Source organism: Oceanimonas aquatica, from assembly GCF_030732065.1.
Classification (GTDB): domain Bacteria; phylum Pseudomonadota; class Gammaproteobacteria; order Enterobacterales; family Aeromonadaceae; genus Oceanimonas.
In genome coordinates, this window is the sequence record NZ_JAVBHX010000008.1 from 1 (window position 1) to 14,186 (window position 14,186).

At 60.2% G+C, this 14,186-nt stretch carries 11 protein-coding genes; 3 read left to right on the forward strand and 8 right to left on the reverse strand.

Going from position 1 to position 14,186, the window contains the following annotated elements; all coding sequences use genetic code 11:
- The first annotated feature begins 279 nt into the window (after nt 1-279).
- Nucleotides 280-1,479, forward strand: a complete 1,200-nt coding sequence (locus Q9290_RS12015; RefSeq protein WP_306079893.1) for an NnrS family protein — start codon at nt 280-282, stop codon at nt 1,477-1,479.
- Between the two features lie 88 nt (nt 1,480-1,567).
- On the opposite strand, the gene clpB is transcribed toward Q9290_RS12015, so the two are convergent.
- From clpB to rluD, 3 genes are all read right to left on the reverse strand, one after another.
- The gene (gene clpB / locus Q9290_RS12020; RefSeq protein ID WP_306079894.1) at nt 1,568-4,141 is read right to left on the reverse strand and encodes an ATP-dependent chaperone ClpB; all 2,574 of its coding nucleotides are present in this window, start codon (nt 4,139-4,141) and stop codon (nt 1,568-1,570) included.
- Nucleotides 4,142-4,246: 105 nt separating this feature from the next.
- Nucleotides 4,247-4,972: a purine nucleoside phosphorylase YfiH gene (gene yfiH, locus Q9290_RS12025; protein WP_306079896.1), complete on the reverse strand. Its 726-nt coding sequence runs from the start codon at nt 4,970-4,972 to the stop codon at nt 4,247-4,249.
- The gene (rluD, locus tag Q9290_RS12030; protein ID WP_306079897.1) at nt 4,963-5,943 is read right to left on the reverse strand and encodes a 23S rRNA pseudouridine(1911/1915/1917) synthase RluD; all 981 of its coding nucleotides are present in this window, start codon (nt 5,941-5,943) and stop codon (nt 4,963-4,965) included. The genes yfiH and rluD overlap by 10 nt, the downstream gene beginning before the upstream one ends.
- 102 nt (nt 5,944-6,045) lie before the next feature.
- On the opposite strand from rluD, the gene bamD reads away from it, so the two are divergent.
- Nucleotides 6,046-6,792 carry an outer membrane protein assembly factor BamD gene (gene bamD / locus Q9290_RS12035; protein WP_306079898.1) on the forward strand — a complete coding sequence of 249 codons (747 nt, stop codon included), beginning with the start codon at nt 6,046-6,048 and terminating at the stop codon, nt 6,790-6,792.
- A gap of 71 nt (nt 6,793-6,863) precedes the next feature.
- On the opposite strand, the gene Q9290_RS12040 is transcribed toward bamD, so the two are convergent.
- The 4 genes from Q9290_RS12040 to Q9290_RS12055 are packed head-to-tail and all read right to left on the reverse strand — an operon-like array spanning nt 6,864 to nt 13,028.
- Complete coding sequence (locus tag Q9290_RS12040; RefSeq protein WP_306079899.1) at nt 6,864-7,625, reverse strand: helical backbone metal receptor; 762 nt, start codon at nt 7,623-7,625, stop codon at nt 6,864-6,866.
- Nucleotides 7,622-9,205: a glutamate--cysteine ligase gene (gene gshA / locus Q9290_RS12045; RefSeq protein ID WP_306079900.1), complete on the reverse strand. Its 1,584-nt coding sequence runs from the start codon at nt 9,203-9,205 to the stop codon at nt 7,622-7,624. Before gshA ends, Q9290_RS12040 begins: the two co-directional genes overlap by 4 nt.
- Before the next feature lie 55 nt (nt 9,206-9,260).
- Nucleotides 9,261-12,065 carry a M16 family metallopeptidase gene (locus Q9290_RS12050; protein WP_306079901.1) on the reverse strand — a complete coding sequence of 935 codons (2,805 nt, stop codon included), beginning with the start codon at nt 12,063-12,065 and terminating at the stop codon, nt 9,261-9,263.
- 30 nt (nt 12,066-12,095) lie between these two features.
- Nucleotides 12,096-13,028: an NADP-dependent oxidoreductase gene (locus tag Q9290_RS12055; protein ID WP_306079902.1), complete on the reverse strand. Its 933-nt coding sequence runs from the start codon at nt 13,026-13,028 to the stop codon at nt 12,096-12,098.
- A gap of 162 nt (nt 13,029-13,190) precedes the next feature.
- Here Q9290_RS12055 and Q9290_RS12060 point away from each other — a divergent pair, with 162 nt between their 5' ends.
- Nucleotides 13,191-13,358: a hypothetical protein gene (locus tag Q9290_RS12060; protein ID WP_306079903.1), complete on the forward strand. Its 168-nt coding sequence runs from the start codon at nt 13,191-13,193 to the stop codon at nt 13,356-13,358.
- 73 nt (nt 13,359-13,431) lie between these two features.
- On the opposite strand, the gene Q9290_RS12065 is transcribed toward Q9290_RS12060, so the two are convergent.
- Nucleotides 13,432-14,169 carry a ferredoxin--NADP reductase gene (locus tag Q9290_RS12065; RefSeq protein ID WP_306079904.1) on the reverse strand — a complete coding sequence of 246 codons (738 nt, stop codon included), beginning with the start codon at nt 14,167-14,169 and terminating at the stop codon, nt 13,432-13,434.
- Between the last annotated feature and the right edge of the window lie 17 nt (nt 14,170-14,186).

The following is a 14,186-nucleotide window of genomic DNA, read 5'->3' on the forward strand; positions in this document are numbered from 1 at the left end:
GGCTGCGTATTCTACGCAATCCTTGGTGTTCGTCAAGCGTTGATTTGAACTTTGTTTGGTTCGCTTTCAACCCTTGTGACCGTTGGCGTGTTGCCCCGTGTCAGTGGAAGCGCATTATAGGGACCGGCCGATTTTGCGCAAGGGCTTTTTTGACAAAAATAATCGTTCGCTCAAAATTCATACTGAACGTACTTTTTTGGTCAATTTTGATCTGATTCAGGTTTTCTATCAGAGCAGGATTTATAATATTCATATTAAATACAACTAAAGGTAATCCACATGCAAATACTGGATGCGCAAAAGGAAAACCAGATCGTGCCCCTGTTCCGACTGGGCTTTCGGGTATTTTTTCTCGGTGGCGCCCTGTTTTCCTGCATTGCCATGGCGCTCTGGCTACTGACACTCAGGGGAGTACCTACCCTCTCCGGCGTCAGCAATCCCATCTGGTGGCACGCCCATGAAATGATCTTCGGGTTTGGTCTGGCCATCATCGCGGGGTTTGTACTTACCGCCATGCAGAACTGGACCGGCATTCCCGGCGTGCGCGGCTGGCCCCTGGCACTGGTCTCAGGCCTCTGGCTGCTCCCCCGCTTGCTGATGCCGCTACGGGGGGAGCTGAACGGCCTGGTTATATTGCTGGACCTGCTCTGGCTCCCCCTGGTCGCCGGCTTTCTGGCACGGCCGGTGATCCAGGTCAAGCAATGGCGTAACCTGTTTTTTGCTCCCCTGCTGATAGTCATGACGTTACTGAACGCGCTGAGTTATTACGCGGCGTTCAGTAATAACTGGCTGCTGGCCGAACGGGTGTTTACCACCGCCGGGCTGGCCATTGCCGCCCTGATCACCGTGATGGGCGGCCGGGTCATTCCGTTTTTCACCGCCCGCGCCACCGGCACTGAGAAGCCAACTCCCATACCTGTACTGGAAAAACTGGCACTGGGCTCTATCTGGCTGGCAACACTGGGCTGGCTGCTGCTGCCTAGAACCTCGCTGTTTAATGGGCTGCTGGCCCTGATGCTGGTAGTCACCGCACTGGCGCACCTGATTCGCCTGTCCCGCTGGAACAACAAACTCACCAAAGGTATTCCCCTGTTGTGGGTGCTGCACCTTGGCTATCTGTTTATTCCGGCAGGCTTACTGGTCATGGCGGCGGCATTACTGAACTGGGGTATTACCGTATCGCTGGCGAGTCACTGGCTGACCGCCGGAGCCATGGGCACGGTGATCCTCGGCATGATCGCCCGGGTGTCGCTGGGCCATTCGGGGCGGCCGCTGGAACTGAAAAAGCCCATGGTGGTGGCCTTTGTGCTGGTAATTATTGCCGGCCTGGTGCGCGCCCTGCTGCCCATGCTGGCCCCCGGCCTGACCAGCCTGGCCTATGATGTGAGCGCTCTCGCCTGGATTGCCGCCTTTGGCATTTTTTGCCGAATTTACTGGCCCATACTGACCCAGGCCAGAGCGGATGGTCGTCCGGGTTAATGCGCTCAGACATGAAAGATAAAAAGTGGAGTAAAAGAAAAGGGAGAAGGCCGGGCCTTCTCCCTTTTTTTCATTTCGTGGTTAGCGATTATTGGTTCAGCACCAGACCATTGTCGTCGGCATCCAGTTTCAGCGGCTTGCCGGGCACTACCCGGCCGGAAAGCATGGCCTGAGCCAGGGGATCTTCCACCTTCTGCTGAATCGCCCGCTTGAGCGGTCGCGCGCCAAACAGCGGATCGAAGCCGGCCGAGGCCAGTTTTTCCAACAGGGCATCGCTGATGCTGACCTGATAATCCATGCTCTCGAGCCGCTCTACCAATCCCTGCAGCTGAATGCGGGCAATGGCCTTGATCTGCTCCTCGGCCAGGGGATGGAACACCACGATCTCGTCAATCCGGTTGATGAACTCGGGCCGGAACTGATACCCCAGCACCTCCATCAGCATCGCCTTCATCTGATCGTAATCCTTGGAGGCGCTGTGCTCCTGGATCAGATCCGAGCCGATGTTGGAGGTCATGATCACGACCGTATTGCGAAAGTCCACAGTGCGGCCCTGACCATCGGTGAGACGGCCGTCATCCAGCACCTGCAGCAAAATGTTGAACACGTCCGGATGGGCTTTTTCCACCTCGTCCAGCAGGATCACCGAGTAGGGCTTGCGCCGCACCGCCTCGGTGAGGTACCCGCCTTCCTCGTAACCCACGTAGCCGGGAGGTGCACCCACCAGACGGGACACAGAGTGCTTCTCCATGAATTCCGACATGTCGATGCGTACCATGGCGTCGCGGCTGTCGAACAGAAAGTCGGCCAGCGCCTTGCACAGCTCGGTTTTGCCCACCCCGGTGGGGCCCATAAACAGGAAGGAGCCCACCGGCCGGTTGGGATCCGACAACCCGGCCCGGCTGCGGCGAATGGCATTGGCCACCGCATCAACCGCCTCGTTCTGGCCGATCACCTGCTCATGCAGGGTGTCTTCCATGCGCAGCAGCTTGTCCTTTTCCCCCTCCAGCATCTTGGCCACGGGAATACCGGTCCAGCGCGACAGTACGTCGGCAATCTCTTCATCGGTCACCCGGTTTTTCAGCAGGTGCTGTTCCTGCATCTCGGCCTGAGCAGCCAGATCCAGCTGTTTTTCCAGTTCGGGAATACGGCCGTACTGCAACTCCGACATGCGTGCCAGATCGCTGGCCCGGCGCGCCACTTCCAGCTCCTGACGCACCTGCTCCAGCTCCGCCTTGATATGCTGGGTGCCGGCCAAGGCCGCTTTTTCAGATTTCCACACCTCTTCCAGCTCGGCGTATTCCTTTTCCTTTTCGGCCAGCTCGTCGCGAATGAGCTGCAACCGCTTGCGGCTGCCTTCGTCGTCTTCCTTGAGCAACGCCTGCTCTTCCAGCTTGAGCTGAATAATGCGCCGGTCCAGCCGGTCCAGGGGCTCGGGCTTGGAGTCAATCTGCAGGCGAATGCTGGAAGCGGCTTCGTCGATCAGATCGATGGCCTTGTCGGGTAGCTGACGGTCGGCAATGTAGCGGTGGGACAGGGTCGCCGCCGCAACAATGGCCGGATCGGTGATCTGCACATGGTGGTGCAGCTCATAGCGCTCCTTCAGGCCGCGCAGAATGGCAATGGTGTCTTCCACCGTGGGCTGGTCAATCAGCACCTTCTGAAAACGCCGCTCCAGGGCTGCGTCCTTTTCCACATACTGGCGGTATTCATCCAGGGTAGTGGCGCCCACACAGTGCAGCTCGCCCCGGGCCAGGGCCGGCTTGAGCATGTTGCCCGCATCCATGGCACCTTCCCCCTTGCCGGCCCCCACCATGGTGTGCAGCTCGTCAATAAACAGGATCACCCGGCCTTCTTCCTTGGCCAGCTCGTTCAACAGCGCCTTGAGCCGCTCCTCGAACTCGCCACGATACTTGGCGCCGGCCACCAGGGCGCCCATGTCCAGCGACAGCACCCGCTTGTTCTTGAGTCCTTCCGGCACCTCACCGTTGATAATGCGCTGGGCCAGCCCCTCGGCAATGGCGGTTTTACCCACACCAGGCTCGCCAATCAGTACCGGGTTGTTCTTGGTGCGCCGTTGAAGCACCTGAATGGTCCGGCGAATTTCATCATCCCGGCCGATCACCGGATCCAGCTTGCCCTGCTCGGCTCGCTCGGTGAGATCAATGGTGTATTTTTCCAGCGCCTGGCGGTTTTCCTCGGCATTGGGATCGTCCACCTTCTGGCCGCCACGAATGTCGTCGATGGCCTGGGTGAGTTTTTCCTTGGACAAGCCCACTCGCTTGAGCAGTTCGCCCAGCTCGCCCTTGTCATCAAGGGATGCCAGCAGAAACAGCTCGGAAGAGATATAGGCATCCTTGCGCTGCTGGGCCAGCTTGTCGCACTGGTTCAGCAAACGTCCCAGCACCGGCGACACCTGAACGTCCATGTCGCCACCGCTGACCTTGGGCAGGCGGTCGAGGGATTTGTCGAGCTCCACCCGCAGGGCATTGCCGTCCACCCCGGCGGTGGTCAGCAGGGGTCGTACGGTACCCCCCTCCTGGTTAAGCATGGCCACCAGCAGATGGGCCGGCTCGATATAGGCGTGATCCCGCCCCAGCGCCATCGACTGGGCGTCTTGCAGGGCGAGTTGGAATTTACTGGTAAGACGATCAAGACGCATCAGCTTTCTCCTTGAAACGCCCGCCAAGCGGGCATGCAAGCTTAAATACTGATACTAAGAATGGGGCCTTGTGGCCGTTTTTCAACCGAGGTTTATCGGTTTTTACTAATCCAGCCAGATCAGCGAGGCCATGCGACCGGTCTGGCCGTCCCGCCGGTAGGAGAAAAACCGCTCTGGCTCGGAGACGGTGCAATGGTCGCCACCGTAAATGTGGTGCACGCCCGCCGCCGCCAGCCGCAGCCGGGCCAGGTGATAAATATCGGCCATCCACTTGTCGCCCTGGGGCGTAAAGGCTTCCTTGGCGAGCTCGGAGTGGGCAATAAAGGCCTCGCGCACCTCACCGCCCACTTCAAAGGCGCTCGGGCCGATGGCCGGTCCCAGCCAGGCCAGCACTGTTTCGGGATCCACCTTCATTTCCTGCAGGGTGGCTTCCAGCACGCCGGCGGCCAGGCCGCGCCAGCCGGCATGGGCCGCCGCCACCACAGTGCCTTGCTCATCGCAAAACAGCACCGGCAGGCAGTCGGCGGTCATCACTGCACACACTTGCCCCGGCGTGTGGCTGACCACGGCGTCGGCGGTGAGGTTGTCGTTTTCCGCCGGTAACGTGAGTACGCGAATGCCGTGCACCTGCTCCAGCCACACCGGCTCGGAGGGCAGATTCAGGCAGGCCGCCAGCCGTTCCCGGTTGGTGCGCACCGACGCAGCATGGTCGCCCACATGGGAGCCCAGGTTCAGGCTGTGCCAGGGTGCCTCACTGACGCCGCCGGTGCGGGTGCTCTGGGCAGCACAGACATTGGCCGGTGCCGGCCAGTCGGGCAGGATCAGATCCATACCAGATCGTCCGGGTGAGCTTCAGTGTCGGCGCGCAGCACCTCTACCAGCTTCACCATGTCATCGGGAATGGGTGCGTGCCACTCCATCATTTCGCCGGTAATCGGGTGTTCCAGCCGCAGCATGACCGCATGCAGGGCCTGGCGCTTGAAGCCCCGCAGAAACTCCAGCAGCTCGGGATCCGCAGCCCGGGGCGGCTTGAGCCGGCCACCGTACACGGGATCGCCTACCAATGGGTGCTTGAGGTGGGCCATGTGTACCCGAATCTGGTGAGTACGGCCGGTTTCCAGCCGCAGCCGCAGGCGCGTGTGGGCACGAAACTTTTCCATCACCCGGTAATGGGTGACCGCCGGTTTGCCGCTGGGCACCACCGCCATTTGAATGCGCTGGGTGGGATGGCGGCCGATGTTGGCATCCACGGTGCCGCCGGCTGTCATGTGGCCAATGGCCACGGCTTCGTATTCCCGGGTGATATGGCGGGCCTGCAGGGCACTGACCAGGTGGGTCTGGGCGGGCACCGTCTTGGCCACCACCATCAGGCCGGTGGTGTCTTTATCGAGCCGGTGCACAATGCCGGCCCGGGGCACTTCGGCAATGTCCGGGCAGTGATGCAGCAGAGCGTTGAGCAGGGTGCCGTCGGGGGTGCCGGCGCCCGGGTGCACCACCAGGCCGGCGGGCTTGTTGATCACCAGAATGTCGTCATCTTCATACACGATATTCAGGTCAATGGCCTGAGGCTCGAACCTGACTTCGTCTTCCAGCTCGGCGTTCACCACCACCTGCTGGCCGGGCAGCACCTTTTCACGGGGCTTGCTCACCACGGTGCCGTCCAGTTGTACCTGCTCCTGCTGGATCCAGGTTTTGATGCGAGAACGGGAGTAATCGGGGAACATTTCCGCCAACGCCTGGTCCAGACGTTGACCGTATTGATGATCGGCAATTACGCCGGTCAGTTCGATATGCTGGCTCATGAAGACCACTGGTTACCAAATGATATTTAATTGGTTATTCTAGCGGTTCTTGACGCTGAGCTTAATCAGTTTCCGAATTTTGCAATCACAATGGACTTTTCAATGGCGAAACAACGAAGCCTATGGCTCACCCTGACACTGACCCTGGCGCTGGCCGCCACCGGCTGCTCCAGTACCAGCAAGAACGAAGTTCCGGATGAAGCGCCGGAAGTGCTGTACCAGGATGCCCAGGAACGCCTGCAGGCCGGAAACTACATTCGCGCCGCCGAACTGCTGGAAGCCATGGATGCCCGCTATCCGTTTGGCGCCTATTCCAACCAGGTGCAGCTCGACCTGATTTACGCCTACTACAAGCAGGACGATACCGTGCGGGCGCTGGCCAACATCGACCGTTTTATTCGCCTGAACCCCAATCACCCGGCCATTGACTACGCCCGCTACATGCGCGGCCTGACCAATATGTCGGCGGACTACAACTTCTTTCAGAGCCTGTTCAACGTAGACAGGGCCGACCGGGACCCCACCTATGCCCGCCAGGCCTTTGCCGACTTTCGCCAGCTGCTGCGCCAGCACCCCGACAGCGTGTATGCCGCCGATGCCAGGGCCCGCATGATCAGCCTGAAAAACCGCCTGGCCCGTTATGATCTGGCGGTGGCCGACTATTACGTCAAGCGCAAAGCCTGGCTCGCGGCCGCCAACCGCGCCAAGTTTGTGGTGGAGTCCTACCCCGACACCGAGCAGCTCAAGCCCGCCCTGCGCATTATGCAACAGGCCTACGATCAGCTCGGCCTGGCCGGCATGGCCAACCACGCCGAAGCCGTGCTCAAGGCCAACTACCCGGCGGGTTAAGTCGGATCTACTCTCATAAACAAAAAACCCGCAATCGCGGGTTTTTTAATGGCTGAATATCTTTAGAGTTCTCAGCCTTGCAACGACTCCAGAAACCGCAAGCTGCGAATGCCGTACCAGCACAGGGGTTCGCCGTCGATGAGCACGGCGTCGAGGTGCAGCTCGTTTCTGACGGTTTGCAGTTTGCCGGCGAAGGGATAGGGCTCGCTGGCACAAAGGAGTACGGGGTTATGCTGCGCCAGCCAGTCCTGGCTTACCTCAGGGTAACGCTTCCCCGGCGTAATGAGCGGCAGGCCCAAATGGATAAACAGGGAGTGGATAAAGGTATCGCTTCCCACCGTCATGTACGGCTTGCGCCAGATGAGATACACCCAGGGGCGATCCTCATTGAGCACCGAAAGCTCGCTGTTTCCGGCATCGGCCAACAGCGGCAGCGTCTTGTGTGAACAGGTGACGGGAACGGTCAGTGCTGACCGGTAACGCTCGGCCAGGTGCCACAGACCTTCGCAGTCCAGCGCCTGCGCCAGCTGTTCCAGGGCTTTTGGCATGGCCTGCACCGAAGTGACATGGGTCGCCACCCAGGGGTAAGGGCAACTGTCGGCCATGGCTCTGGTGTTTTCTTCCCGATCGAATACCACCAGATCCGGCGCCAGTGCTGCTACCTTGGGCCAGTCCACATCCTTGGTGCCACCCACTACCGGTATGTCGCTGACACTGTCGGCGGGGTGCACACAATAACGGGTCCGCCCCACCACTCGCACACCCGCTTCTATCAGGGTTTCGGTCCAGGACGGCACCAGGCAGACTACTCTCGGAGGCCTGGCATCACTCATTGACCAAAATAGGCCTTGAGAAAATCATCAAAGCTGACGGCGTCGGACTCTTCCAGCTTGCGCTGGCGGGCCTGAGAGCGGGCGCCTTCCTCATCGAAGTAGTTGTCGTCCCAGTAACGGGGGCGAGCCAGGTTAAAGTGATCCGAATAACGGCGGGACAACTCCAGCCCAAACGGCAGAATGTCGGTATCGCGTTGTTTCAGCTCGTTCAGCACTCGGGCCGACAGGGTCAGCCCGGGGTCACGCATGGCCGCCAACTGCTGCTCATGGGCCTTGCCATAGCAGCCCCGGCCGCAGCAGGCATCGAGCAGGCTGGCCACATCCGCCAGCTCGGCAAAATAGCGTTCGCCCAGCTCCGCCAGTGACATGGATTCATCACCGAACCGCTCCAGCATCAGGCCGGGCTTGCGCCCTTCCAGCACTACCTTGGTGAAGTTGCGGCGGTTCAGGGCGATTTCGTCTTCTTCCAGCGGTGCCGACGGGGTGAGCAGGCACCACAGCAAAAAGGTATCGAGAAAACGGATCTGGCCGGGATCGATGCCCACCGGCGAGAAGGGGTTCACGTCTACCGAGCGTACTTCAATGTATTCCACGCCCCGGGCTTCCAGCGCCTCGGTGGGCTTTTCACCGCTTTCGGCGGTGCGCTTGGGACGAATGGGCGCGTACAGCTCGTTCTCGATCTGCAGCACATTGTCGTTGAGCTGACGGTATTCGCCGTCCACCTTGACACCAATGCGGGCAAACTCCGGCGCATGGGTGCCAATGGCGCGGCGCAGGCTGGCCACGTACTCGTCCAGGCTGTTGAGTGAAATATTAAGGCCGGCCTGGGCACTGTTGGTGTAGCCCAGATCCGACAGCCGCAGCGAGGTGGCGTAAGGCAGGTAGAGGGTGCCCTTGCCCAACCGCTCAAAGGGCAGCTGATGCTCGCGGCCCTGCAAAAAGGAGCCGCACAGGGCGGGCGAGGCACCGAACAGGTAGGGGATCAGCCAGCCAAAGCGGTAAAAGTTGCGGATCAGGCCCAGGTAGGCGTCGGAGACGAAATCCTGCAGGTAACGGCCGTTGCCTTCCAGCTCGTGCCACTCAACCCAGAAACTGTCGGGCATGGAAAAATTGAAATGCACGCCGGAGATCACCTGCATGTTGCTGCCGTATCTGTGATGCAGCCCCTGACGATACAGGGTCTTCATGCGGCCCACGTTGGAGCTGCCGTATTGCGCCAGCGGTATATGCTCATTTTCCTTCAGCAGGCAGGGCATGCTCAGGGGCCAGAGCTGCTCACCATCCAGATGACGCACCGTGTAGCGGTGAATGTCGCTGAGCTGGGCCAGCAGGGTTTCCACCGAGTCGGATACCGGGGTGATGAACTCCATCAGGGATTCGGAAAAATCAGTGGTGATATGAGCATGGCCCAGGGCCGAGCCCAGCACGGATGGGTGCGGAGTTTGCGCCAGCTGGCCGGCGTGCGTAATGCGCAGGCTCTCGCGCTCAATGCCGCGCCGAATGCCCTTGATGGCCGGCAGTTTGGACACCGCCCGAAAAGCGCCAAGACGCTGGGCCAGGGTAGATGAGGTGTTGGTCATTATCATTCGCTCTGTAGCGCGGCGCCACCAGGGCGCCGCAGGAGGCCGGGCCTCGTCACTCAATGGTCAAATCGTGCATGGGAAGATTGAGTTGCGCCAGCGATTTTTCAAGTTTTGCTTTATCGCCGGCCACCACAATGACCATTTTTGCGGGATCAAGCCATTTTTCGGCCTGTTGGGTGAGGGTCGCAGCGTCCACTTTGGCCACGATGTGCTGCTGCTGTGACAGGTAATCGGGCGACAACTCCAGCATGGCCAGGTTGAGCAGAAAGCCGGCTTTCTTGCCGAGGGTTTCATAGTTCAGGGCATCCTGCTGGGAATAACTGCTCTTGAGATAAGCAAGCTCCGCCTCGGTAGGTCCCTTGCCGGCAAATCCCCGCATTTCCTTGATCACCTCGCCAATGGCGCCGGCGGTGGCATCACCGCGCACGTCTCCCGCCACCACGAACACGCCCGCATCCCGGTTGCCGCTGAAGTAGGAATAGGCGCCATAGGTATAGCCCTTGTCTTCCCGCAGGTTCTGGTTGATGCGGCTGTTGAAGTTCCCGCCCAGGTTATAGTTCATCAGCTGACCGTAAAAATAGGGTCCGGTGGCGTCCACCGGCAGCGCCCGGCGACCCACCCGCAGCACCGACTGCACCGCCCCCGGCATGTCGATAAGGTAAATGCCGGGCTCGGCAGGCTGCTCGGGCACGGTAACCGCCGGCAGCCTGGCGGCCTCGCCCTGCCACCGAGTGAGAAAGGCAAAGTCCTGTTTCGCCTGCTCGGGGGGCAGGTCACCGGCAATGATCACATGGCCATTTTTGGGGTTGTAATAGCGCTGGTAGAAATCTTTTACCTGCTCAAGGGTAATATCCTTCACCGTTTCCGGCAGACCATCGTCGGGCAGCCCCAGCCGGCTGTCGCCATACATCAGCCGGTTAAAGCCCTGACGGGCCAGCCAGGAAGGCTGGTTACGGCTCTGGGCCATGGACTCCAGCAACCGTGACTTGACCTTGTCCAGATCCGCCTGGCGCAGACCGGGATGAAACAGCAGTTCCTCTACCAGCGCCAGCGTCTCGGGCAGGGTCTCGGTGAGGCTGGTGACCTCAATCAGGTTGGTATAAAAGCCATTGCGCACGGTAATGCTGGCGCCGAGGCGCTGTAATGCCTCACTGAAGTCACCGTTGCTAAGCCGCTCGGTGCCCTGGTTCATCATGGCGGCGGTAAGCGCGGCCAGGCCGGCTTCATCCTCGGTTTCGGCGCGCTGACCACCGGGCAGGGCCAGGATCACCGACACCGCGGGAATTTCACTGTTGACCGTGCCCAGCAGCTGAATGTTGTCGCCAATGGTCTGCTGCCACAGGGGCGGCACCGAAATACCCACCGGGTCACCGGCTGTCGGCATTTGGCTGCGGTCAAAGTCATCCTTTACCGTGCGCAGGGGCAGCTCGTCGATATGCTGCCACTCGGGCAGCTCTCGTTCCGGGACAACATAATCGGGCTCGGCTGCCTGCCATTCGGTGTTGCCTTTGGGCACCACGCTCAGCACCGCATGGGGCTTGTTTTTAAGGTAACGCTCATAGGCGGCGGTCACTTCATCGGGCGAGGTTTGGGCCAGTTGCCGCCAGGCATTAATGGCATAAAGTGGATCGTCTTGCAGCACCTGCCCCAGCGACAGTTGCCGGGCCTTGCCCTTGGCACTGTCGAGGCCAAGAATGAGATCGGCACGCAGCTCGGTCACCGCCTTGGACACGTCCTCAGCCTGAATGCCCCGCTCCACAATGCCGTTGATAATAAGCTCCACATCTTTTTTGAGCGGGGTCAGATCGCCGTTTTTCGAAGGGTTGGCATAGGCCCAGATGCTGAAGGTACAAGCCAGCTCGGAGCAATAGTGGCCGGCTCCGGTGGAAACCGCCTTGCCGGTTTCCACCAGCTCCTGATAGAGCAGCGAGCTCTTGCCGCCACCGAGCACATTGGCCAGCACATCGAGAGCGGCCTCATCCTGCTGGCCCAGCCAGACGGTGGGATAAGACACATACAGCATGGGCATGCGAATGCGGGGGTCTTCCAAGGTCTGGTGGCGGTTGCGTTCAAGTTTTGCCGGCGCCGGCTTCGCCCGCTCAACGGCGGGGCCGGCGGGAATGGAGCCGAAATATTTTTCCACCCACTCAAGGGTCTGTGCGGTGTCAAAGTCACCGGAGATCACCAGGGTAGCGTTATTGGGGCCGTACCAGCGTAGAAAGAAGGCCTTGAGATCGTTGACGTCGACCCGATCCAGGTCTTCCACATAACCGATGGTCGGCCAGCTGTAGGGATGGTCGCGGGGATAGAGCAGCTCGTCCATGCGCTCGCCCACCAGGCCATAGGGCTGGTTGTCGATGCGCTGAGCACGCTCGTTCTTGACCGTGTCCCGCTGAATTTCGAACTTGCGCTGGCTGACCGCGTCCAGCAAAAAGCCCATGCGGTCGGCTTCCAGCCAGAGCACCTTTTCCAGGTGGTTGGCGGGCACGGTTTCAAAGTAATTGGTCCTGTCCTGATTGGTGGTGCCGTTCATGGTGCCGCCGGCCTCGTTGATCAGGCGAAAATGCTCCTGATCACCCACGTGCTTTGAGCCCTGGAACATCATGTGCTCAAAGAAATGGGCAAAGCCGGTCTGATCCGGTTCTTCCCGAGCCGAGCCCACATGATAGGTCACTTCCACATGCACCAATGGATCGGACTTGTCGGGATTGAGCAGCACCGTCAGTCCGTTATCGAGCCGGTATTTCTCATAAGGGATCACCAGCTCGTCCTGGCCCCGTTCTAGCCTTTCCACCAGAGTGGGGGCGGCCTGGGCCGCAAGCGGACACAACAACAGCAACAAAGACCAATACTTCATGAAGTTTCCTTATAGCAATAACAGCGCCGGTCAGCCCCGCAGCAGCAGCTTGCCGCGGGTATGGCCGGTTTCAATCTGCCGGTGAGCCTCGGCCCCGTCGGCCAGGTCAAATACCTGACTGACCTCCACCCGCAACCGGCCTTCGGCCACGGCATCGGCCAGCAGCGCCAGGTGCTCGTGTTCATTTTCCTTGAGCATACCGGTCGCGCGAATACCGCGTTTTTCGGCAGCGGCAATCACCTTGTCGGCGGTAATGGTGGGCACGGTCACCACACGGCCATCCTGTTTCACCTGAGACAAAAGTGACTCGCCGGAAGTTCCCCCCACCAGGTCCAACAGCAGATCCACCGGCGCAATGGCCGATACCGCCGCGGCATCGTGGTAGTCCACCACCTCGTCGGCACCCAGGGATTTGACAAAGTCGTGGTTGGCCGGTGACGCCAGCGCCACCACTTTGGCTCCCAGATCTTTTGCCAGCTGCACCGCCAGGTGCCCTACCCCGCCGGCGGCGGCAGAGATCAGCACCCGTTCGCCTGCCTGTAGAACGCCGTGATCGGTCAGTCCCTGCCAGGCCGTGGTGCCGGCCAGGGCCAGGCCACCGGCCATGTCGTCGGCCACGCCGTCGGGCAAGGGCATCATGTCGTCGCAGTTGACCACCAGCTCTTCGCTGTAGGCACCACCTGCGACCAGCCCGAATGCCCGATCGCCGGGCAGAAAACGACAGACCTCGGAGCCCACTTCCAGCACCTCGCCCATCACTTCAAAGCCCGGTGACCAGGGCAGACGATCCTTGATGGCTTCCGCGCCCCAGCCCAGGCCGGCCCGGGTTTTGGCATCGATCGGGTTGACCCCGGCATAATGCATTTTCAGCCTGACCTGGTTGGAAGCCAGCGGCGGATGCTCGGCCTCGACCAGTTGCAGTTGCTCGGGACCACCAAAGGCGTTGATAACCAATTGTTTCATGTTGGGCTCCTTCTCCATGTGAGGCTCATGTGGGCTGCACCATAGCACGGCTTTCATCCTGCCCGAAAGGCCGGTTGGCGTGCAGCCTGGCTCTTGCTACAGTGCAATGAAGCATAGACGACAACCCCTTGTCAGGACCGCCCACCCCGAGGAAGGATTGCCATGACCCGACTGTTTCTGCTGCCGCTGCTCCCCGCCTTGCTCTGGTTTTTCTTTCTGCAATATCATCGTATTCCCCTCAAGAAGGGCGCCAGGGGATTTTACTGGATCATCGGTCTGGGCTGGGGACTGGCGGGCTTTCTCAGCCTGATGATGGTACTCACCCGCTAACCCCGGGGATTAGGGACTCGGGATTGGGGATTAGCTACACCAGTCTCTATTCCCCAGTCCCGAATCCCTTCTTTTACCAGTAATTTTCCATCAAGATCTGGCCGGGTTTACGGCGCAGGTGTTTTTGCAGGCCTTTGGCCTTGAGCTCGGTAATGGTGTCGCGCACCATTTGCGGGTTACCGCAAAGCATGACCCGGCTGTGTTCGGGGGTAAAGGTGAGGTCGGCTTTTTGCTCCAGGCTGCCATCACGAATGGCGTGAGTGATACGGCCGGCCTGCGCATCCTCGGTGTTCTCGCGGGAAACAAAAGGAATATATTGAAAGTGACTGCGCCCGTCGGTGAGCTGGGCAATCTGCCGGCGGTAGCCCAGCTCGTCGGCGAAGCGCACCCCGTGCACCAGCACAATGTTCTCGAACTGCTTCCAGCAGCTGCCCTCGGCCAGCATGGAAACAAAAGGCCCAATGCCGGTGCCGGTAGCCATCAGCCACAAGTCCCGTCCGGGAGGCACTTCATCCAGAGTAAGAAAGCCAGCGGCAGTGCGCTGCACCAGCAGTTCGTCGCCCACCTTCAGGTCGGCCAGCCAGGGCGTGAGTTGCCCTTCGGGAATGGTGATCAGGTAAAACTCGGGATCCTGCCCCGGCGCATTCACATAGGAATAGGCCCGGGCCACTTTTTTATCGTCGGTATGCAGGGCCAGTTTGGTGAATTGCCCCGCCTTGAACGGCTCCACCTCGGCGTCTACCACCAGTGAAAACAGATTGTCGGACCAGGTTTTGCGGGCCTTCACGCGCCCGGTGATCCAGTCTGCCATAGTGCGCCCTCCCAAAG